The sequence below is a fragment of the Streptomyces sp. BYX5S genome (assembly GCF_054724165.1).
This window is the reverse complement of the sequence record NZ_CM138829.1, coordinates 3,034,665-3,055,807: the sequence shown is the minus strand read 5'-3', so window position 1 is coordinate 3,055,807 and position 21,143 is coordinate 3,034,665. Positions and strand designations below refer to the sequence as shown.

General features: G+C 72.2%; 20 protein-coding genes. 13 read left to right on the top strand and 7 right to left on the bottom strand.

Annotation, left to right across the window (positions count from 1 at the left end; translation table 11 throughout):
• Positions 1-133: 133 nt before the first annotated feature.
• Positions 134-1,564: an NAD(P)/FAD-dependent oxidoreductase gene (locus tag ACYBSK_RS13870; protein WP_457477363.1), complete on the top strand. Its 1,431-nt coding sequence runs from the start codon at positions 134-136 to the stop codon at positions 1,562-1,564.
• Here ACYBSK_RS13870 and ACYBSK_RS13865 read toward each other — a convergent pair.
• Positions 1,557-1,814 (bottom strand): hypothetical protein, encoded by a 258-nt coding sequence (locus ACYBSK_RS13865; RefSeq protein ID WP_460246264.1) that lies wholly within the window; start codon positions 1,812-1,814, stop codon positions 1,557-1,559. The genes ACYBSK_RS13870 and ACYBSK_RS13865 overlap by 8 nt on opposite strands.
• 69 nt (positions 1,815-1,883) lie before the next feature.
• Entirely contained in the window at positions 1,884-3,302 is a 1,419-nt protein-coding gene (locus tag ACYBSK_RS13860; RefSeq protein ID WP_460246263.1) for an MFS transporter, read from the bottom strand.
• A gap of 598 nt (positions 3,303-3,900) precedes the next feature.
• On the opposite strand from ACYBSK_RS13860, the gene ACYBSK_RS13855 reads away from it, so the two are divergent.
• From ACYBSK_RS13855 to ACYBSK_RS13845, 3 genes are read left to right on the top strand one after another with little or no spacing between them, the layout of a single operon-like run.
• A complete protein-coding gene (locus ACYBSK_RS13855) occupies positions 3,901-5,016 on the top strand; it encodes a Gfo/Idh/MocA family protein (protein WP_460246262.1) in 1,116 nt (371 codons plus the stop codon).
• Entirely contained in the window at positions 5,013-5,954 is a 942-nt protein-coding gene (locus tag ACYBSK_RS13850) for a DUF6807 domain-containing protein (protein WP_460246261.1), read from the top strand. Before ACYBSK_RS13855 ends, ACYBSK_RS13850 begins: the two co-directional genes overlap by 4 nt.
• A complete protein-coding gene (locus ACYBSK_RS13845) occupies positions 5,948-6,682 on the top strand; it encodes a cupin domain-containing protein (RefSeq protein ID WP_457477358.1) in 735 nt (244 codons plus the stop codon). The genes ACYBSK_RS13850 and ACYBSK_RS13845 overlap by 7 nt, the downstream gene beginning before the upstream one ends.
• 36 nt (positions 6,683-6,718) lie before the next feature.
• Here ACYBSK_RS13845 and ACYBSK_RS13840 read toward each other — a convergent pair whose 3' ends face one another.
• Both ACYBSK_RS13840 and ACYBSK_RS13835 read right to left on the bottom strand, forming a co-directional pair.
• A complete protein-coding gene (locus ACYBSK_RS13840; protein WP_457477357.1) occupies positions 6,719-7,255 on the bottom strand; it encodes a MarR family winged helix-turn-helix transcriptional regulator in 537 nt (178 codons plus the stop codon).
• 57 nt (positions 7,256-7,312) lie between these two features.
• Entirely contained in the window at positions 7,313-8,986 is a 1,674-nt protein-coding gene (locus ACYBSK_RS13835; RefSeq protein ID WP_460246260.1) for an FUSC family protein, read from the bottom strand.
• Between the two features lie 132 nt (positions 8,987-9,118).
• On the opposite strand from ACYBSK_RS13835, the gene ACYBSK_RS13830 reads away from it, so the two are divergent.
• From ACYBSK_RS13830 to ACYBSK_RS13810, 5 genes are all read left to right on the top strand, one after another.
• Positions 9,119-9,667, top strand: a complete 549-nt coding sequence (locus tag ACYBSK_RS13830; protein ID WP_457477355.1) for a DUF5134 domain-containing protein — start codon at positions 9,119-9,121, stop codon at positions 9,665-9,667.
• 99 nt (positions 9,668-9,766) lie between these two features.
• Positions 9,767-10,702 (top strand): M56 family metallopeptidase, encoded by a 936-nt coding sequence (locus ACYBSK_RS13825; protein ID WP_457477354.1) that lies wholly within the window; start codon positions 9,767-9,769, stop codon positions 10,700-10,702.
• A gap of 129 nt (positions 10,703-10,831) precedes the next feature.
• Positions 10,832-11,521, top strand: coding sequence for a phosphatase PAP2 family protein (locus tag ACYBSK_RS13820; protein WP_460246259.1), 690 nt, complete (start codon positions 10,832-10,834; stop codon positions 11,519-11,521).
• A gap of 33 nt (positions 11,522-11,554) precedes the next feature.
• A complete protein-coding gene (locus ACYBSK_RS13815; protein ID WP_457477352.1) occupies positions 11,555-12,256 on the top strand; it encodes an HAD family hydrolase in 702 nt (233 codons plus the stop codon).
• Positions 12,257-12,435: 179 nt separating this feature from the next.
• Positions 12,436-13,152, top strand: coding sequence for a TetR/AcrR family transcriptional regulator (locus ACYBSK_RS13810; RefSeq protein WP_457477351.1), 717 nt, complete (start codon positions 12,436-12,438; stop codon positions 13,150-13,152).
• Here ACYBSK_RS13810 and ACYBSK_RS13805 read toward each other — a convergent pair.
• Complete coding sequence (locus ACYBSK_RS13805) at positions 13,140-14,633, bottom strand: LVIVD repeat-containing protein (RefSeq protein WP_460247022.1); 1,494 nt, start codon at positions 14,631-14,633, stop codon at positions 13,140-13,142. The genes ACYBSK_RS13810 and ACYBSK_RS13805 overlap by 13 nt on opposite strands.
• 114 nt (positions 14,634-14,747) lie before the next feature.
• On the opposite strand from ACYBSK_RS13805, the gene ACYBSK_RS13800 reads away from it, so the two are divergent.
• From ACYBSK_RS13800 to ACYBSK_RS13790, 3 genes are all read left to right on the top strand, one after another.
• Complete coding sequence (locus ACYBSK_RS13800; protein WP_460246258.1) at positions 14,748-15,389, top strand: DUF305 domain-containing protein; 642 nt, start codon at positions 14,748-14,750, stop codon at positions 15,387-15,389.
• Between the two features lie 93 nt (positions 15,390-15,482).
• Entirely contained in the window at positions 15,483-16,820 is a 1,338-nt protein-coding gene (locus ACYBSK_RS13795; protein ID WP_460246257.1) for a ferredoxin--NADP reductase domain-containing protein, read from the top strand.
• A gap of 87 nt (positions 16,821-16,907) precedes the next feature.
• Positions 16,908-18,302 (top strand): nucleobase:cation symporter-2 family protein, encoded by a 1,395-nt coding sequence (locus tag ACYBSK_RS13790; RefSeq protein WP_460246256.1) that lies wholly within the window; start codon positions 16,908-16,910, stop codon positions 18,300-18,302.
• Here ACYBSK_RS13790 and ACYBSK_RS13785 read toward each other — a convergent pair.
• Positions 18,222-18,596 (bottom strand): ArsR/SmtB family transcription factor, encoded by a 375-nt coding sequence (locus ACYBSK_RS13785; protein WP_457477347.1) that lies wholly within the window; start codon positions 18,594-18,596, stop codon positions 18,222-18,224. The genes ACYBSK_RS13790 and ACYBSK_RS13785 overlap by 81 nt on opposite strands.
• Before the next feature lie 170 nt (positions 18,597-18,766).
• Between ACYBSK_RS13785 and ACYBSK_RS13780 the strand changes: the two genes are divergently transcribed.
• Complete coding sequence (locus ACYBSK_RS13780; RefSeq protein WP_457477346.1) at positions 18,767-19,849, top strand: NADH:flavin oxidoreductase/NADH oxidase; 1,083 nt, start codon at positions 18,767-18,769, stop codon at positions 19,847-19,849.
• A 67-nt stretch (positions 19,850-19,916) separates the two neighbouring features.
• Here ACYBSK_RS13780 and aztD read toward each other — a convergent pair whose 3' ends face one another.
• Complete coding sequence (gene aztD, locus ACYBSK_RS13775; protein WP_460247021.1) at positions 19,917-21,107, bottom strand: zinc metallochaperone AztD; 1,191 nt, start codon at positions 21,105-21,107, stop codon at positions 19,917-19,919.
• Positions 21,108-21,143: the final 36 nt, after the last annotated feature.

The window sequence follows — 21,143 nt, the reverse complement described above, 5'->3', positions numbered from 1 at the left end:
TCCTTCGCGTGCGGGAGGGCGGTGGGGGACGCAGGATGTCGGGTGTCCATGATTCGCTCGCGCCGATCCGGATACGCAAGGACTGACGACGCCTCACCGGTCCCACGCAGCCCGACCCCAGGAGAGATCCGACATGACCGCTCCGCGGAACACCAGCGCTCCCCGTAAGTCGTCCGTCCCCCGGATCCTGATCATCGGCGCGGGATTCGCCGGTATGGAGTGCGCGCACAAGCTGGAGAAGGAGCTCAAGCCGGGAGAGGCGGTGCTGCGGCTCGTCAGCCCCACCGCACACCAGCTGTACCTGCCGCTCCTGCCGCACGTGGCCTCCGGCGTGCTCACCCCGCAGTCCGTGGCGGTGCCGCTGCGCCGGATGCTGCGCCGCACCGCCATCGTGCCGGGCGGCGCCATCGGCATCGACCCGCAGGCCAAGGCCGTCGTCGTACGGAAGATCAACGGCGAGGTCGCCGTCGAGCACTACGACTACCTGGTGCTCACGCCGGGCAGCGTGACCCGGCAGTTCGACATCCCCGGCCTGGACAAGTACGCGGTCGGCGTGAAGACGCTCTCCGAGGCGGCCTGGATCCGCGACCACGTGATCACCCAGCTGGACCTCGCGGCGGCCAGCTCCGACCCTGCCGAGCGCGCGGCGCGCCTTCAGTTCGTGGTGGTCGGCGGCGGCTACGCGGGCACGGAGACCGCCGCGTACTTGCAGCGCCTGACGACCTCCGCGGTCAAGCGCTATCCCGGGCTCGACCCGAAGCTGATCAAGTGGCACCTCGTCGACATCGCGCCCAAGCTCATGCCCGAACTGGGCGACCGGCTCGGCGACAAGGCGATGGACATCCTGGAGCGGCGCGGCCTGCACGTCTCCCTCGGGGTGTCGGTGGCGAGCGTCACCGAGGACACGGTGACGCTGACCGACGGGCGGGAACTGCCCTGCCACACGTTGATCTGGACGGCCGGTGTCGCGCCCAGTCCGCTCGTGGCGACGCTCGGCGCGGAGACCAACCGGGGCCGGCTCGTCGTGACGCCCGAACTGACCGTGCCCCGGCTCGACGGCGTGTTCGCGCTCGGCGACGCGGCCGCCGTCCCGGACGTCGTCAAGGGCGGCGACGCGATGTGCCCGCCGACGGCGCAGCACGCGATGCGCCAGGGCTGGGCCGCGGCCCGCAACGTGCTCGCCTCGCTGCGCGGTCAGCCGCTCACGCCCTACCGGCACAAGGACCTCGGCCTCGTCGTCGACCTCGGCGGCATCCAGGCCGTGTCGAAGCCGCTGGGCATCCAGCTGACCGGCCTGCCCGCCCAGGTCGTGGCGCGCGGCTACCACATCGGGGCGCTGCGCACCCTGACCGCGCGGTTCCGTACGGCGGCCAACTGGACCCTCAACGCGGTCGCGGGCGACGACTTCGTCCGCACCGGATTCCAGCGCCACCGGCCCGCGACCCTCAGGGACTTCGAGATGACGGACGCGTATCTGTCCGCCGAGGAGTTGCGGGAGGTGATCCAGGCGCGGGGCGACGGGCGGTCGATGGCGCCCGAGAAGCCGCACCTGCCGATCACCTGAGACGGACCGGGGCGCCCGAGCCGGCCGGGTTGGCGGCTCGGGTCACCGAGGCTTGCGGGCGCGCGACCGTGCCGCTGAGGTCGCTGAAGTAGTCGGCCCAGCAGAACTCGCCCTTGGTGACGTACGACCGCAGATCCTCGGGGATCGGCACCTCCAGGTGCATCGGTTCCCCGAGGCCAAACACGCCGCCGGGCCGCAGGATCCGGTGGATCTCGCCGAGCGCCGCCTGGTAGCGCTTCCAGCCCTCCATGCTGCGGGCCCTCTCCCTCGCGGCGCAGCCGAGCGCCACCCGACGCTCGGGTGGGGCCCGGCCGGGCTCTCAATCGCCGGAAGCACTCCGACGGTTCGCCGTGCGCAGCTTCTCGTACTCCTCCCGCGACAGCGGCTCCGCGTCCGGGGTGCCGAGGCGGTCCAGGGGGATGCGGAACGTCTCCGGGGACTTCCAGGTGGCGATGGAGGCGATCACGGTGATGACCAGGCAGAGCGTGCCGATGGTGAGCGGCACGTCCGAGGAGCCGGGCGGGGCGACCATCGTGAAGATCGTCGGGAGGAACGCGACGAGCGCCAGGCCGATGTTCTGCGCCAGCGCGAACCCGGTGACGCGGCGGGCCGCCGGGAAGAGTTCCTGGAAGAAGCAGGCGAACGTGGCGTTCCAGGACTGGTAGGCGACACCCCAGGACAGCACGGCGAGCACGAAGGTCAGCGGCACGTTGTTCGAGCCGACCGCCCACAGGTACGGGTAGCAGAGCAGGCCCGCGACCAGCCCTCCGCCGATCATGATGGGGCGGCGGCCGAAGCGGTCGGAGAGGTGGCCGAAGACCGGGACGACGAGCATGCCCGCCACGTTCGCGGCGATCTGGATCCAGAGGTAGACGCTGGTGCTCATGCCGACGCCGTAGCCGGACTGCGTGGCGTAGGCGCCGCCGAACACCGAGACGGTGACACCGATGACGTTGACGAACGTCATGCACACGGCGCGCAGGATCTCCCGCCAGTTCTCCCGGAACGCCTCGACGAACGGCACCTTGTGGGCCTCCGGGTCGTCGGTGTCCTGCTGCTCCTCGAAGGTCCGCGTCTCCTCGACGCGCCGCCGGATCAGGTAGCCGGCGAGCACGACGAACGCGCTGAGCAGGAAGGGGATGCGCCAGCCCCACGTCGTGAACGCCTCGTCGGACAGCAGCATCGACATCGGCAGGAAGATCGCGGCGCCGAGGATCTGCCCCACGACCGTGCCGTGCAGGGCGAAGCTCGCGAGGAAGCCGCGGCGGCCGTCCGGCGCGTGCTCGATGATCATCGCGCTGGCGCCGCTCAACTCGCCCGCCACGGCGAAGCCCTGCACGAGGCGGACGAGGGTCAGCAGGATCGGGGCGAGGATGCCGACCTGCCCGTACGTGGGCAGCAGCGCCACCACGAAGGTGGAGACGCCCATCAGGAACATGGCCAGGACCAGGACGTTCTTGCGGCCCTTCTTGTCTCCCCAGTGACCGAGCACGGCGGCGCCGATGGGGCGCGCGACGTAGCCGACGGCGTAGGTGCCGAGCGACGCGAGCACGGCGATCGTCGCGTTGCCCTCCGGGAAGAAGATCCCGGGGAAGACGAGCGCCGCCGCCTGGGCGTAGATGAACCAGTCGTAGTACTCGAGGGCACTGCCGATCCAGCCGCTCGCCGCGGCCTTCTTCGACATCGCCCGCCCGGTGGCGGGCGCGTCCGCGGTACGCGACTCCTTTGACGCGGTCACGCTCATAGCTCTCCTCGGTGTGGTGCGGCCACCGCTCGCGGCGCAGAAAGCGCTTGCACGGCGCGCGTTCGCAGGCGTCCTTGAAACGGTTTAGGGAAGGCGGCTCGCCTGGGGCGGTGACCCTGCTGGATCCGCGGGTCGCGCGCCGTCACGACATCCGCGTTCGACAGCGGCGAACGGTCGCACCGGACGACCGTGACCCGCAGGCGGGCTCCATACGAACCCGGAGCGCACGCCCGTGTCAATGGATTCCGGGGGTTTTCCGGCGGGCGACCGGGAGTTGACTGAGTCGTTTCAAAACGGCGGAACGACTGACCGGCAGCCGACACCCGAGGACGACCCCCCCCCTGAGCCCCTCCGGCGATTGAGGAGCGGGGCCCGGGGCAGCGCCCCGCGACCGCACCCCCGGGCGACCGGAGCGCGAAACCCGGAGCTGCCCCCCCCCGGGGCGAACGGAGCACGCAACCCGGACGCCGCCACCGGGTGGGCCCACGCGCGCCGGGCCCCGTCGCCCCCTTGTCCGGACCCGCACCCCCCGCTTAGGGTCAACGCAACGGAAAGCGCTTTCCCCTCCGATAGCTCTCCGCGAGGAACCCGCATGCCAAGCACCGCCCGCCAGGGATCCCGTCTGCGTGCCGCCGTCGTCGGCACGGGCGCGATCGTCACCGGTAGCCATCTGCCCGCCCTCACCGCCCTGCACGACCGCGTCGAACTCGTCGCCGCCGTCGATGTGGACCGGGGCCGTCTCGACACGTTCCGCGCCCAGGCCGCCGAGGCCGGGTTCGCGGACGTCTCCGCGCACACCGATCTGACCGCGATGCTCGACGAGGCGCGGCCCGACCTCGTCCTCATCGGCACTCCCCCGGTGTTCCACCGCGAACAGACCGTCGCGGCGCTGAAGTCCGGCGCCTGGGTGCTGTGCGAGAAGCCGCTCACCCTGTCCCTCGCCGAGTACGACGAGATCGCCGCGGCAGAGGAGGCCGGTGGCGCGTACGCGTCGGTCGTCTTCCAGCACCGCTACGGCTCGGGCGCCGTGCACGCCCGCTCGCTGCTCACCGAGGGGACGCTCGGCCGTCCGCTCGTCGCCCACTGCCAGACGACCTGGTACCGCAACGCCGCCTACTACGAGGTGCCCTGGCGCGGCCGGTGGGCCAGCGAGGGCGGCGGGCCCGTGATGGGGCACGGCATCCACCAGTACGACCTGATGCTGCACCTGCTCGGCGAGTGGACCGAGATCCGGGCGATGGCGGCCCGTCTGGTGCACGACACGGAGAGCGAGGACGTGTCGACCGCGCTCGTGCGGTTCGAGAACGGGGCCCTCGGCACCGTCGTCAACTCCGTGCTCTCCCCCGACGAGACGAGCCGCATCCGCATCGACTGCGAGAAGGCCACGGTCGAGCTGACGCACCTGTACGGGCACAGCAACGACAACTGGCGCTACACCCCGGCCCCGGGCGCCGAGCAGCCGCCCGCGCCCACCGCCGACACACCCAGCTCGCACACCGCGCAGCTGACCGCGGTGCTGGACGCGTACGACGCGGGGACCCGCCCGCCGGGCAGCGGCCGAAGCGCCCGCAGCACGCTGGAGTTCGCCGCGGCGCTGTACAAGTCGGCGTTCACCGGCGGCACGGTCACGGCCGGCGAGATCGGCCCCGGCGACCCGTTCTACGCCTCGATGCACGGAGACCACCCGGATTGGAGCCCGAAGAGTTGAGCAGCGCCCCGTCTTCCCTGAAGGTCACGCACACGCACGGCGACCGCGTCGTGGTGCGCGCGACCGCCACAGGCACCGATCTCTTCTCCTACGTCTACAAGCCGGACCCGGAGGCCTTCGAGGCCCGCAAGCCGTACGTGCATCCGCTGCGCACCCTGTCCGGCAACCTGGTGTCGGGGTACCGGCCCAACGACCACCGCTGGCACAAGGGCCTGCAGATGACGGCCAGCCACCTGTCCGGGCAGAACTTCTGGGGCGGCAACTGCTATGTGCACGGCGAGGGTTACCTCCCGCTGCACGACCGCATCGGCTCGATGCGGCACGACGGTTTCGACGCCGTGGAGGCAGGCGACGACGCGGTGGAGTTCACCGAGCGCCTGACCTGGATCGAGAACGGCGGCGCCGAGTGGGCCCGTGAGCGGCGCGGGGTGCGGGTGCACTCCGCGGACCCGGACTCCGGCTCGTACGCCGTCGACTGGTCGATCGAGCTGACGAACACCCGCGCCGACGGCGAGGCCCTGCGCTTCGGCTCGCCGACGACGGCGGGGCGCGAGATGGCCGGTTACACGGGGTTGCAGTGGCGCGGGCCGCGCGACTTCACCGGCGGGAAGGTCTTCGGGCCCCAAGGGGACGCCTCCGACAGCGCGTTGATGGGCACGCAGGGCCCGTGGCTGGCGTTCTCCGGTGAGCACGACGACGTGGACGCCCACTCGACGCTCGTCTTCGAGCACGCGCCGGAGAACGCGGACGCGATCCACGCCTCGCACTGGTTCGTGCGCTCGGAGCCGATTCCGACGGTCGCGTTCTCCTGGGCGTTCTTCGAGGAGTTCGCGCTGCCGGCGGGCGAGACGTTCCGCTACCGGTACCGGATCGTGGTCGCGGACGGCGCCTGGGACACGGAGCGGGTGGCGGCGCGTCTGAAGGCCCTGCCGTGGTGAGCCTGGACCGGCCGCTGCCCGGCGGCATCGGTCTGTCGCACATCTCCGCGTACGACTGGGAGGCGACGGACGGCGTCTGCGGCGGCAGCCCGCATCTGCACCTGGTGTGCACGGAGGCGTACGTGGTGACGTCCGGGCGCGGAGCGGTCCAGACCCTCAGCCCGGACGGCTACCGGGACACGCCTCTGGAGGCGGGCTCGCTGGCGTGGTTCGAGCCGGGCACGGTGCACCGCATGGTGCAGGGCGAGGACCTGCGCGTCACCGTCCTGATGCAGAACAGCGGGCTGCCGGAGGCGGGCGACGCGGTGTTCACGTTCCCGCCGCGCTACCTGACGGACCCGGAGACGTACGCGGCCGCGGCGAGACTGCCGCAGGGCCCCGACGCGGAGGCGGCCGCTCGCCGCCGCCGCGACCTCGCGGTGGAGGGCTACCTGCCGCTGCGCGAGGCGCTGGAGGCGGGCGACCCCGAACCGCTGCGGACGTTCCAGCGGGCGGCCGCCGCCCTGGTCCGCCCGCGCGTCGCCGCGTGGCGCGAACTGTGGCGCACGGGCGCCCTGGCGGCGGCGGAACGCACGGGGGCCCAGCTCGACGCCCTGGAGAAGGGCGACGCCGACGCCTACCTGGCGGCGTCGACCGCGCATGCGGCGGGCCCGACGCGGCACGGCGGGCTCGGGATGTGCGGGCGGCGCGAGGAGTACGGCATCGCGGGCGCGACGCTGCCGCGCTGAGCGAGCGGGGGCAGGCCCTGGAGACCCGGCAGGTCCTCAGGGCCTGGCCCCGCCCAGCCGCCCCTCCAGCTGCAACAGCAATTCGCCCAGCAGTGTGCTGAGTTGTGCGTCCTTGCCGTCACCCAGGCCCGAAAGGACGGCCCCTTCGTACGCGAGTTGACTCGGCAGCACCTCGTCGACGAGGGCCCGGCCCTCGTCCGTGAGGCTCAGGTGGGAGACGCGGCGGTCGCGGGTGTCGCCGCGGCGGGAGATCAGGCCGCGCTCCTGAAGCTGCTTGAGGCGTTTGGTGACCGCGGCGCCGGAGGCGAAGGTCTCGCGGGCGAGGTCGCCGGGGGTGAGTTCGCGGCCGGTGCGGCGCAGGGTGCCGAGCAGGTCGAACTCGGCCCTGGTCAGGCCCGCGTGCCGGAGCGGCGCGTCCTCCGCCTGCTGGAGCAGCGCGGCGCACCGGTTGATGCGGCCGATGATCTCCATGGGCGCGGTGTCGATGTCGGGTCGTACGGCCTGCCACTGCCGTACGACCGACGAGACGATGTCGAGCGGCCCCGTTGCCGCCGCGCCTTGCTGGGTGCTCATGCCTGCCTGCCCCGGACCTTTCTCATCGGCCGAACGTCGTGCGTCCGCCACTATCCGCTACTGCTGGGCGCTCGCACCACTCGGGGCGGCGGCGCCCGCCTCGGCTGCCTGTCGGCGCACCGTGGCGGCGAGCGTACGGTGCCCGGCCTGTTCCGCGGCGAGCACCCGCTCCTCGGGCAGCGCGCGCTGCCACCACTCCCCGGCTGCGGTGTCGGCGGCGGCCCGCAGCTCCACGACGGCCGCCACGAGGCTCCGCCGGGCCGCCTCCAGGGCGGCGTGGCCGGGCGCGGGCAGCGCGAGGGTGCGCTCGGCGCTCTCGCGGGCGGTGTCGCAGGCGGTGAGGGCGCGCTCGATGCCGTCGGTGGCGCGCCGGTTGGTGACGGCGATGGCGGCGACGATGCCGAGCACGGCGCCGACGAGGGTGTCGACGATGCGGTCCCCGATCAACTCCCCGGGCTGCTGGTAGCGGGCGAACTCGGTGACGAGCAGCGCCATCGGCGTCACGCAGAGGCTGCCCAGCCAGTAGTTGCGGGTGATGAGCGCCTCGGCGCCGAAGTTGAAGGCGAGGACACAGAGCACGAGGGCGATCTGGCTCGCGTGGGCGAGCGGCGCGACGGCGGCGAAGACGAGCACCCCGGCGAGGTTGCCGACGACGCGCTGCACGCCGCGGCTCCAGGAGAGCGTGAGGTTGGCCTGGTAGAGGGAGGCGGCCGTGACGAGGGCCCAGTAGGGGCGGCCGACGCCGAGGGCGAGGGAGCCGTATCCGGCGAGGGCGCAGCCGACGAACGTGCGCAGGGCGATGGGCAGCACGGGCGAGCCGGGCCCGATGCGCCGCCACAGCGAGGGCGTGCCGCCCGCGAGCTCGGCCTCGATGCCGAGCATTTCGTCGTCCATCCCGGCGATCCGCTCGGGGCGCGGTACCGCGCCGGTGCCGCGCAGGCCGGCGGCCCAGGCGCGCAGCAGGGCCGCGTCGGTGTCGGCGGGCGCCGCGATGGCGACCTCGGCGCGCAGCACGAGCCGTTCCAGGGCGCGCCGCGCCTCGGTGCGGGCCCCGGTGGCGAGCAGCGACTGCCAGGCGGCGTGCACGGCGCCGGCCGCGGCGCCGCGGCCGGGGGCGTGCTCGGGCCGCTCGACGTACGCGGCGGCGGCGTTCAGGGCGCGGGCGGTGGCCCGGCGCTCCGGCCCGTGGGGGCGTACGAGGGCGGGCGCCATGCCGACGAGCCAGGCGACGGCCGCGGCGGCCAGCATCAGCGCGAGGTGGCCGGGCACCTGCCCGATGGTCTGCGGCGCGAACAGGGTCGCGGAGCTGATGAACGTGAAGATCAGGTGTCCCGGCGGCCCGACGCGGGTGGCGTCGCAGAGCCCCTTCTGCGCGGCGGCGAGCAGCGCGCCGACGGCGACGAGGACGGCCGCGGACGAGGCGAGCGAGGCGGCGACCATGGCGACGGCGACACTGGCGAACATTCCTGCGATCACCCACGCGAGGGCGCGCGCTCGCGCCGCGTACGGGAGGTGGTGTCCGTACAGGGCGCACAGGCTGCCCGCCATCGTGTACATCGCCAGGTCGAGTCGGCCGAGGGCGAGCAGCGTCAGGTTCGGTATCGCGGTGGCGACGACGACGCTGGTCGCGGGCTTGAGCCAGGTGTCGGACGGCTTGTTGAGGCGCAGCACTCCGGCGAGCGGGAGGCGGTGGACGGCAGGGGTTCGAGGGGAGGGTGGTGTGCTGCTCATACATGAAGCTTAACAGATGTTTTACTCGTAAATGATTTAGTGTGCTTCCCTGCGCCGCCATACGCACCCGCACGCCGGGGCATCTCCCGATCGGACGAAGGACGCACGACCGACGACGGGATGGGGAATCCGGTGCACGGACCGCTCTCGGCCGCCTGGCTGCTGGTCGCGCTGTGCGCGGCCACCGGCGCGTACTGCCTGCTGCGCCTGCGCAGCGGCGTCGAGGAGCAGCGCCGCACGGCGGGCGGCGAGGCCCTGATGGGATTCGGGATGGCGCTGATGGCCGTGCCGGCCGCGGTGCTCACGCCCCCGTACTGGGCGTGGCTGCTGTACGCCGCCGTGTTCGGGGCCGCCGCGCTCCGCGCGCTGTGGGCCGCCCGGACCGGGGCCCACCACCTGCACCACCTCGTGGGCACCTTCGCCATGGCGTACATGGCCGTGGCGATGGCCGTACGGCCCGAGGCGCACGCCCACCACGGCGGCGCGGGCAGTCCTGCACTGACGGGCGCGCTCCTGCTCTACTTCGCCGGATACGTGCTGTGGTCGGGCGCGCGTCTCGTGCCGGTCACGGCGGGCGCGGGACCGGCCGTCGCGGGCGGCTGGGGCGACCGCCCGGAGCTGGCGCGGGCGTGCCGGCTGTCGATGGGGATCGGGATGCTGGCCATGCTGCTCACGATGTGAGCGGATCCGCCTCGACGGCGCTCAACGAAACCGTGGCGTGCGTCACTTGCCGCCCCAGGGCATACCCGTGGGTAGCGCCCGCCTCATAGGGTGACGGCCATGACGGTCCCCGTAGCACTGTTGCTGCTCGGCGCGCTCGCCGCCCTGATCGCGCCGCGGCTGCTCGCGCGCGCGGACTGGACGGAGCGGGAGCCGATCGTCGCGCTGTGGGCGTGGCAGTGCGTGGTGGCGGGGGTGCTGCTGTGCTGCGTGCTGTCGATGACGCTGAGCGCGGCGGCGGCCTGGAGCGAGGTCCGCGGCCATGTCTTCGCGGCGGCGCCGCACGGGGTGGTGGACGCGTACGCGCTGCGGGCCGCCGGGCCGTGGGCGGCCACCGTCGCCGTGACGCTCGCCCTGGGCGGGGCGTGGACGGTGGCGATGCTGGTGCGCGAGGTGCGGGCCGCGCGGGCGAGGCGCCGTGCGCGGCGGGCCGAACTGCTGGAGCGGGCTCCGCTGTTGCCCGGTGAGGAGCCGGGCCCCGACCGCCTCGTGATCCTGGAGGGCAAGCGCCCGGACGCCTGGTGGCTGTCGGGCGCGACGCCCCAACTGGTCATCACCACGGCCGCGTTGCAGCGCCTGAAGGGGCGCCAGATCGACGCGGTGCTCGCGCACGAGATGGGTCACGCGCGGTGGCGGCACGACTGGCTGCTGCACTGCTCGGGCGCGCTGGCCTCCGGTTTCCCGCAGGTTCCGGTGTTCGCCTCGTTCCGGGACGAGATGCACCGTCTGGTGGAGCTCGCGGCGGACGACGTCGCCTCCCGCCGCTTCGGCCGCATGAGCATCGCGCTCGCGCTGGTCGAACTCAACGAGGACCGTGGCGTGTTCGGCCCCTGCCCCACGCCGCAGGCGCACGTCCCGCAGCGCGTGCACCGGCTGCTCGCGCCGCAGTCGCGCCTCACCCCCGGCCACCGGCTGCGCCTGACGGCGGCCGCGGCGCTCGTCCCGCTCGTCCCGCTGCTGGTCACCTTCGGGCCGGCGCTGCGGGTGCTCGGGTAGGCCGCGTCCGGGATCACCCGGGGTAAGGAGGCGCGTCCCGGGGCACTCGGTCGGGCACGGGGGCACCACCACACGCCGCGCCGCCATCGGGACGGCGCGCGCGGCGATCGATGAGCGAGGATCTTTCCCATGCACCCGGCACGGCTCGACTCCCCGCCCCGCCGCACCCGCCCCGCGGCTCCCCTCGCGGCACTGAGCACGGCACTGGCCCTGCCCTTCGTGCTCCTGCTCCTCCTGGTCGCGCTCCGGTGGAGCCCGCTGATGGACCTCGACCGCGCGGTCGTCCGCTCCCTGCACGGACCGGCCGTCGACGAACCCGGCATCACGCACGTCAACCGGGTCCTCACGGACTGGGTGTGGGACCCGTGGACCATGCGGGCCCTGATCGCGGTGATCGTGCTGACCCTGCTGTGGCGGCTGCGGGACTGGCTGCTCGCGGGCTGGATCGCGGCCACGTGTCTGGTCGGCACGCTGCTGCAACAGGGCTTCAAGGCGGCCGTCGACCGGCCGCGCCCGGTGTGGCCCGACCCGGTCGACTCCGCGCACTTCGCCGCGTTCCCCTCGGGGCACGCGATGACGGCGACCGTGGTGTGCGGCCTCGTCCTGTGGCTGCTGCGCCGGTACGGGGCCGGTTCCGCGCTGTGGCGCACCGCGCTCGCCCTCGCCGTGGTGTCGGTGCTCGGCGTCGGGCTGACCCGGCTGTGGCTCGGCGTGCACTGGCCCACGGACGTGCTCGGCGGCTGGCTGCTCGGCGCGCTCACGGTGACGCTGTCCGCGGCCGCGTACGGAAAGTGGCTCGCCCCCAACGCCCGTTCTTGACCCACGCGTTCTGCGGCGCGGAGGATCGACCGCATGACGATCAAAGCCGTGCTGTTCGACTTCTCCGGCACCCTCTTCCGCATCGAGTCCACCGACTCCTGGCTGCGCGCCGGGCTCGACGGCGCCGGGCTGACCCTGCCCGCCGAGGAGTTCGACCGCGCGGTGGCCGCCCTGGAGACCGTCGGGGCGCTGCCGGGCGCCTCCACGCATCAGCCCCAGGTGCCCCGGCACCTCGCCGAACTCGTCGCCGTCCGCGATGTCGACGCCACCCGGCACCGCGCCGCGTACACGGGGCTCGCCCGCCAGGTACCGCTGCCCGACGAGCGGCTCTACGACGCTCTCTACGACCGCCACATGACGCCCGCCGCCTGGCAGCCCTACCCGGACACCCGCGAGGTGCTCGCCGGTCTGCGCGAGCTCGGCCTCCCGGTGGCCGTGGTCAGCAACATCGGCTGGGACCCGCGGCCCGTCTTCGCGGCGCACGGCCTGGACGACTGCGTCGACGCGTACGTCCTGTCGTACCGGCACGGCGTGACGAAGCCGGACCCGCGGCTGTTCACGGCGGCCTGCGAGGCGCTGGGCGTGGCGCCCGGTGACGCGCTGATGGTGGGTGACGACCGGCGCGCGGACGGCGGCGCCGCGCGGCTCGGCTGCGCCGTGCACTTCGTGGACCATCTGCCGGTCGGGGCCCGTCCGGACGGGCTGCGTCCGGTGCTCGACCTGGTCCGCGCCTGACGCGGCGACACCCGGCGGACCGGCACGTGCCACCGCGGAAGATGACGCGGCCGTATTCCGACGATCCCCCGCGTCGCCGGAATACGGCCGCCCTCCCGCGCACACCACGCCCCAACAGGCCGGCGGCCAGGAAGCGCTGAGTATAGTTGGCTGCGAGCCAGTCAACGCAGGAGTCAAGGATGTCCCCCCGCAGCGCATCGGTCAATGAGGAGTTGCGCCGACGTTCCCGCGAGCGGCTCCTTCAGGCGACGCTGGAGCTCGTCGGGGAGCGTGGATACGACGCGACGACGCTCGGCGACATCGCGGACCGCGCCCGTTCGGCGCGTGGTCTGGTCTCGTACTACTTCCCGGGCAAACGGCAGTTGTTGCAGTCCGCCGTGCACCGGCTGATGCACCGCACGCTGGAGGAGGCGCTGGAGCGGGAGCCGCGCCCCGGTCTCGACGACGGTGACGAGCGGCTCGCCCGCGCGATCGACGCGATCCTCGGTCTCGCCCGCGACCAGCCCGTGCTCATGCGCACGCACATGGCGGGAATCCTTCAGGCCGAGGGCTTCGTGCAGTGCCCGGAGCAGCAGCGGCTCGCGGCGCTGCTGCGCGACACGGTGGTGCGGCACGGGACGCTCGACGTGGAGCGGGACTATCCGCTGCTGCGCGCCCTGTTGATGGGCTCCGTGTTCTCGATCCTGGTGCCCGGCGCGCCGATGCCGATGGCGACGCTGCGCGGCGAGCTGTTCGGGCGGTACGAACTGGAGTGGCGGCTGGGCTTCCCGCCGGACGACGAGGATGACGCGTCGTCCGACGAGAGCCCCGCTCATGACAGACCGGCCGACTTCTCACGGTACTTCGAACCGCTGGCACCGGCTGTCGACGCCGACCGGTCCGGTCAGTCGAAGTAGTCCGGCTGCGTCTGGACGTTCAGCTCACCGAGCCGGACCTTCTGGGCCGGGTCCGTGCGGCGGTCGCTGACCTTCAGGACGTCGAAGCCCTTCACCATGTCGTTCGAGTAGATGTAGCCGTTGTAGTAGTAGGCCGACCAGGTGCCGCCGCCCACCAGCTGCTCGGTGCTGATCGGGCCGCGCTCGAAGTAGCCGATCTCCTTGGGCTTCGAGGAGTCGGTGAAGTCCCAGATGGAGACGCCGCCCTGGTACCAGGCCTGCACCATGAGGTCCTTGCCCTTGACCGGGATCAGCGAGCCGTTGTGCGCGACGCAGTTCTCGGTGTCGGCCTGGTGGCGCGGGATCTTGTAGTAGCTCTTGAAGACGAGCTTGCGCTTGTCGCCCTTGCCGACGATGTCGTAGATGCCGTCGGCGCCGCGGTTCGGGCCGATCTTCTCGTTGCAGGTCGCGGCGCCGCCGCCGCCCAACTCGTCGGTGAACACGACCTTGTTGGCCTTCTGGTTGAAGGTCGCCGAGTGCCAGAACGCGAAGTTCACGTTGTCCTGGACCTGGTCGATGACCTTCGGGTTCTCCGGGTCCTCGATGTCGAACAGGATGCCGTCGCCCATGCAGGCGCCGGCCGCGAGGTCCTTGGAGGGCAGCACCGTGATGTCGTGGCAGCCGGTGGTCTTCGAGACGCCCGGGTTGGTGGGCGCGCCCGGGTTGCCTCCGCCGTCGGCGCCCTCACCGGGGAAGAGGACGGGGAAGCCCACGACCGCCGCCTTCTCGGGCGCCTTGCGCGGCACCTTGATGACCGAGATGCCGTCGTGCGGCGGCTGGCAGTCCGGGAACGTCGCGCTCGGCGAGTACGAGGAGACGTACACGTAGACGTTCTTCTTCTCCGGAACCAGGGTGTGGGTGTGCGATCCGCACGCGGTCTCCACGGCGGCGACGTACTTCGGGTTCGCCTTGTCGGTGATGTCGAAGACCTTCATGCCCTCCCAGGACGACTTCTCGGTCGCCGGCTGGGTGGTGGAGGCGCAGGAGTCGTCGCTGCGGGAGCTGTCCGTGGACAGGAACAGCAGGTTCCCGGAGACGGAGATGTCGTTCTGGGAGCCGGGACACAGCACCTGCGAGACGGTCTTCGGCGCCTTCGGGTTGCTGATGTCGAAGACACGGAACCCGTCGTAGTTCCCGGCGAAGGCGTACTTGCCCTGGAAGGCCAGGTCGGAGTTGGTGCCGGGCAGCGCGTCCTTCGGGATGTTGGTGACGTGCTGGATGTTGTCCGAGTGGACGATCTCGTCCTGGCCGGGGATGTAGCCGGCGGATATCGCCTTCTCGACCTCGGCCTCGGTGCTCTTCGAGACGCTCTTCGGCGCCGCCGATCGGTCGCCCGGGTCGGGCGTCGCCGCGGCGGGACCCGCGGCGAGCAACGCCGCGAGGAGCCCGGCGGCGGCCGTGGCAACTCCGAGGCGTCTGCGGCGCGTTCGGGTGGAGTACAGGGTCACTGTTGTCTCCTTGGGTGACGGTGACTTCGCTCGTACTTGAACGGTTCACGGATCTCCCCGAGTATCGTCTTCCTCATGCACAGATCAATAGGTGGCAACGCAATCGTCATGAAAGTTGCTGTCGCCGCACTGGCGGCGGTGTCCGCGCTGGGGCTGGTCGGGTGCGACTCGGGGGGCCCGGACGACGACAGGGCCAACTCCCGGGCGTCGGGCGGGCCTTCGGTCATCGCGCCGGGCAAGCCGGGCGACGCGGCCGAGACGCTGTCGGCCAAGGACGCGGCGAAGCGCGGCTCCGACGACAGTCCGAACTCCGCGGACGTCGCCTACGCGCAGATGATGATCCCGCACCACCAGCAGGCGCTGAAGATGACCGAACTCGCCCCGAAGCAGGCCGAGTCGGCGAAGGTGAAGCGGCTGGCGGAGCGGATCTCCGCCGCGCAGGGCCCCGAGATCGAGGCGATGCGCGGCTGGCTCCAGAAGTACGGGCGCGACACCTCCCCGAAGGGCCATCACGCGCACGACACGATGCCGGGCATGGCCACGCAGGCCCAGCTGAAGAAGTTGCGGGCCGCGCGGGGCGAGGCGTTCGACGCGCTGTTCCTGAAGCTGATGATCACGCATCACCAGGGCGCCGTGACGATGGCCACGGACGTCAAGAGCGACGGCAACAACGTGCTGGTGGAGGAGATGGCGGACGACGTGATCGCCCAGCAGACCAGCGAGATCTCGCGGATGCGCGACATGCTCTGACGCCGGGCGCCCGCCCGCGCCGCACCCCCTCCCCCACCGCGCCTCCCGGTGTCATGCTGAGACACATCAGCACCCCGGCGGAGGGAGCCTCCCGTGCCGCACATCGCCGTCGTCGGTTCGGGTCCGAGCGGGGTCTACACCGCGCAGGGGCTCCTGGCCCAGGACCGGGTGCCGGGCGTCCTCGTGGACGTGCTGGACCGGCTCCCGTGCCCGTACGGGCTCGTGCGGTACGGCGTCGCACCGGACCACGAGAAGATCAAGTCGCTCCAGAACAACCTGCGTTCGGTCCTGGAGGACGAGCGGGTGCGCTTCCTCGGCGGCGTCGAGGTCGGCCCCGCACTGCCGCCCGCCAAGCTCCTGGAGCTGTACGACGCGGTCGTGTACTGCGTCGGCGCGGCGGCCGACCGGCGGCTCGGGGTGCCGGGCGAGGACCTGCCGGGCAGCTGGTCGGCGACCGACTTCGTGGCCTGGTACAGCGCCCACCCGGACGCCTTCGACGGCGGCTTCGTACGGGGTGTGCGCACGGCCGTCGCCATCGGCGTCGGCAACGTGGCGGTCGACGTGACACGGATGCTGGCCCGCGGCGCCCCCGAGCTGCTGCCCACCGACATGCCGCACGCCGCGCTCGGCGCGCTCGCGGCGAGCGAGGTGCGCGACGTGCACATGGTGGGTCGCCGCGGCCCCTCGCAGGCCCGCTTCACCACCAAGGAGCTGCGCGAGCTGGGCGACCTCCCGGACACCGACATCGTGCTGCACGAGCGGGAGTTGGCACTCGATCCGGCCTACGCCGACCCCTCCGCCCTGCCCGCCGCCCGGCGGCGCAACGTGGAGGTGCTGCGCACCTGGGCGGCCCGCCCACGCCGCGTCGGCGCGCACCGCCGCATCCATCTGCGCTTCCACCTGCGCCCGGTCGAGGTGCTCGCGGGCCCCGACGGGCGGGTGGCGGGGGTGCGTTTCGAGCGGACGCGGCCCGACGGGCACGGGGGCGTGGTCGGTACGGGGGTGTGCGAGGTGGTCGGGGCGGAGCTGGTGCTGCGGTCGGTGGGGTATCGCGGAGTGCCGTTGGAGGGGTTGCCGTTCGACGAGGGCTCCGGCACCGTGCCGCACACGGCGGGGCGGGTGCTGCGGGAGGGGCGGGTGGCGCCGGGCGAGTACGTCGCGGGGTGGATCAAGCGGGGGCCGACCGGCGTGATCGGCAGCAACCGGCCGTGCGCCAAGGAGACCGTCGCCTCGCTGCTGGACGACGTCACGGGGGACGGCCCCGCGCGGGATCCGCTGGGCGGTCTGCTCGCGGCCGGGGCCCGGCCCGTGCGGTGGGACGGTTGGCGGGCGATCGAGCGGGCCGAGGCGGAGCTCGGGCGGGGGCTCGGGCGCGGGTCGGTGAAGATCCCGGACTGGGAGGGCCTGTTGGGCGTGGCGCGCGGGTCGTAGACAACCCGACGGGGCGCGGGGGCGAGGACACGTACCGGCAACACGGCGGAAATCAACAAACCGTTTAAGGTCATTACGTTCTGCGGCATGACAACGCACCCCGTGGACCAGGTCCCGCCCGTACGCCAGTTGGCGGCGTTCGGGCTGCAACATGTGCTCGCCATGTACGCGGGCGCGGTCGCCGTGCCGCTGATCGTGGGCGGCGCGATGAAGCTGCCGCCCGCCGATCTCGCGTATCTGATCACCGCGGACCTGCTGGTGTGCGGTATCGCCACCCTCATCCAGTGCGTGGGTGTGTGGCGCTTCGGCATTCGGCTGCCGATCGTGCAGGGCTGTACGTTCGCGGCCGTGTCGCCAATGGTGCTGATCGGCACGACGGGCGGCGGACTGCCGGCGATCTACGGGGCGGTGATCGTCGCGGGGCTCGCGATGATGCTGCTCGCGCCGGTCTTCGGGCGGCTGCTGCGCTTCTTCCCGCCCCTGGTCACGGGCACGGTCATCCTCATCATCGGCCTGTCGCTGCTGCCGACGGCGGGCACGTGGGCCGCGGGCGGCGCGGGGGCGGAGGACTTCGGCGACCCGAAGAACCTCGGGCTCGCGGCGCTGGTCCTGGTGCTCGTGCTCGGCGTGCAGCGGTTCGCGCCGCCCGCCCTGAGCCGGGTCGCGGTGCTGGTCGGCATCGTGGTGGGCACGGCGGTGGCGATACCCACCGGCTTCACGGACTTCTCGGCCGTCGGCGACGCGAACTGGGTCGGGATCAGCACGCCCTTCCACTTCGGCGCCCCGGAGTTCCACGCCGCGGCCATCGTGTCGATGCTGATCGTGGCGCTGGTGACGATGACGGAGACGACCGGTGACTTCATCGCGGTCGGCGAGATGACGGACCGGCCGGTGGACCAGCGCGCGCTCGGCGACGGCCTGCGCGCCGACGGCTTCTCGACCGTGCTCGGCGGCGTCTTCAACACCTTCCCGTACACGGCGTTCGCGCAGAACGTCGGTCTGGTCGGCATGACGAAGGTGCGCAGCCGGTGGGTGGTCGCCGTCTCGGGCGGCATCCTGATCCTGCTCGGTCTGCTGCCGAAGCTGGGCGCGGTGGTCGCCGCGATCCCGTCACCGGTGCTCGGCGGCGCGGGCCTGGTGATGTTCGGAACGGTCGCGGCGAGCGGTCTGAAGACCCTGTCCAAGGTGGAGTTCGAGGGCAACAGCAATCTGACCGTCGTGGCGGTCTCGGTGGCCGTCGGCATCCTTCCGGTGGGCGTGCCGACGCTCTACGAGCACTTCCCGAACTGGTTCCAGACGGTGATGGACAGCGGCATCAGCGCGGGCTGTCTGACGGCGATCGCGCTGAACCTGCTCTTCAACCACCTGCCGCAGAAGGCCGGTTCCTCCGCGGCGCCGGAGTCAGCTCCCGCCGAGCCGGTCGTGCTGCCGCGCGGCCGCGTCGAGGATGTGGTCCAGAAGGCCGGGGAAGAGCGCGTCTAGGTCGTCCCTGCGCAGCCCGTTCATCTTGGCGGTCCCCCGGTAGACCTGCTCGATCACCCCGGCCTCGCGCAGCACCCGGAAGTGGTGCGTGGTGGTGGACTTGGTGACGGGCAGGTCGAACGCGGAACAGGACAGTTCGACCTGGTCCGAGGCGGCCATCTCGCGGACGACGGCCATGCGCATCGGGTCGGACAGCGCGTGCAGCACCGTTTCGAGCCGGATCTCCGCGCGGTCGGGGTGCGCGAGCGTACGACCGCCGGTGGCGGCCTCGGTGTGCGGTGCTGCGGCCGTCATGGACGACTCCCCTTCGCGGTGCGGGTGGCTGGATGCCTGCGGTGCGGTGACGCCATTGTACGAGAACCCTCGTAGTTTGACATCCGCCGTACTACGGTGGCTATCGTACTAGCGAAGACCTCGTCGCGATCCGCGAGGCGTTACTGCGATCCGTACGAATGGAGTCCGCCGTGAGCGCACTGTTCGAGCCCTACACCCTGCGGTCCCTGACCATCCCCAACCGCGTGTGGATGCCGCCGATGTGCCAGTACAGCGCGGCTCCGGAGGGCCCGCTGGTCGGTGCGCCGAACGACTGGCACTTCCAGCACTACGCGGCGCGCGCCGTCGGCGGCACCGGCCTGATCATCGTCGAGGCGACGGGGGTCTCCCCCGAGGGCCGCATCTCCCCGCAGGACCTCGGCATCTGGAACGACACGCAGGTCGAGGCGTTCCGCCGGATCACCTCGTTCCTGAAGTCGCAGAACACCGTGCCGGGCATCCAGCTCGGGCACGCCGGCCGCAAGGCCTCCACCGACCGGCCCTGGAAGGGCGGCGCGCCGGTGGGCCCGGACGCGCACGGCTGGCAGGCCGTGGCGCCCAGCGCGGTCGCCTTCGACGAGAAGCACCCGGTTCCGGCCGAGCTGTCGGTCGAGGAGATCAAGGAGATCGTCCAGCAGTTCGTCGCCGCCGCCCGCCGCTCCCTGGAGGCCGGCTTCCAGGTCGTCGAGATCCACGGCGCCCACGGCTACCTGATCGGCGAGTTCCTCTCCCCGCACTCCAACAAGCGCACCGACGCGTACGGCGGCTCCTACGAGAACCGCACCCGGTTCGCCCTGGAGGTCGTGGACGCGGTCCGCGCGGTGTGGCCCGAGGAACTGCCGCTGTTCTTCCGCATCTCCGCCACCGACTGGCTGGACGGCGAGGAGGGCTGGACCGCCGACGACACCGTGCGCTTCGCCGCCGAGCTGAAGGAGCACGGCGTGGACCTGATCGACGTGTCGACGGGCGGCAACGCGGCGGGCGTCCGCATCCCGCTCGGCCCCGGCTACCAGGTGCCCTTCGCGGCGCGCGTGCGCAACGAGGCCGGGATCCCGGCCGCCGCGGTCGGCCTCATCACCGAGCCCGAGCAGGCCGAGAAGATCCTCGCCAACGGGGAGGCGGACGCGATCCTCCTCGGCCGCGAACTGCTGCGCGACCCGTCCTTCGCCCGCCACGCGGCGCGCGAACTGGGCGCGGAGAGCCACGTCCCGGACCAGTACCACCGGTCCGTCTGAGCAAGCAGCCGTACGCCCCCGTGGTCCGACGACCACGGGGGCGTACGCATGTGCCGGTGCGCGGCCGTCAGTGCCCGGCCACCACGCCGGACAGTTCGTTGGTGCTCTCCGGCAGGGTCACGGACGTGATCTTCTTGCCGGTCTCCAGGTCGAAGGCGTGCAGGGCCTTCTTGCCCGGCTCCGAGACGTAGGCCGTGCTGTCGCGGACGAACAGGGTGGGCCGGGGCTGCTGCCAGTCCAGGGGCTCGCGCCACTCGCCGACGGCGTCGATCTTCTTCTCGACCTTGCCGGTGTCCGGGTCGATGACGTGGAGCTTCCCGTTGGTGCCGAGTACCAGCGCCTCACCCTCGGGGCCCCGGGCCAGCGAGCGGAAGGAGTAGCTGGTGTCCAGGTCGACGAGGCGGAGCTTCTTCTTCTCCGTGTCGATGAGGGAGACGCGGGTGGGGCGTTCCAGTTCGGCCTCGGCGTCGGTCTTGTAGTCGCCGAGGAGGACCGGGGAGGCGTCGCTGCCCGCCTGGTTGCCGATCCGGCCGTAGTCGTCGGGGGCGTCGACCTTGGTGAACTCACCGTCCTTGTAGAGGAGGATGCCGTCCTCGCAGCCGACGCCGACGGCCTCGTCCTTGGCCGCGGCCTCGCCGTGCACGCCGGGGCACTTCTCGTTGCGGGCGATCTCCTTGTTGTCCTTGTCGAGGACGAGGACGCCGGTGCGCTTCTCCTTGTTCCCGAGCGTGCTGAGGAGTTCACCGTTCTCCAGCTCGATGGCGACGCCGTGGTGCGCCTCGGCGGAGGTGTAGGTGCGGCCCTCGGGCTTCTTCCCGTCGCTCAGGTCGGCCGGGTCGAAGACGTTGACCTCACCGGTTCCGTCGGTGAACAGCACGGTCTTTCCCGCGTGCCGGACGACGTGGCCGGGCTCCGAGCCCTTGTACTCGATGCCGGTGAAGCGCTGGGCGGCGGCGTCCAGGACGCGGAAGCCGCTGTCGGTGGAGACGACGACGTGGTCCTCGTCCCCGGCCGGGTTGACGCGGTTGAAGCCGGGCAGCTCGATCGTCTTCGCGAGCTTGAGGCTCTTGCCGTCGAGTATGTAGAGGCCGCCGTCGAAGCCCGCGACGAGCGGCTCCTCGACCTTCGCGGCGGGGGTGGTGGCCCCGGCCTTGGCCGAGCTCTTGGTGTCGTCCTCGCTGCCGCAGGCGGTCAGCACCGTGGCGAAGGCCAGGGCGCAGGCCGCTCCCCCGAGGGCTCTCCTGCGGGTGGTGGGGATCGTGTTCACGTGTGTTCCTTCCCTGTTGAACAGAAC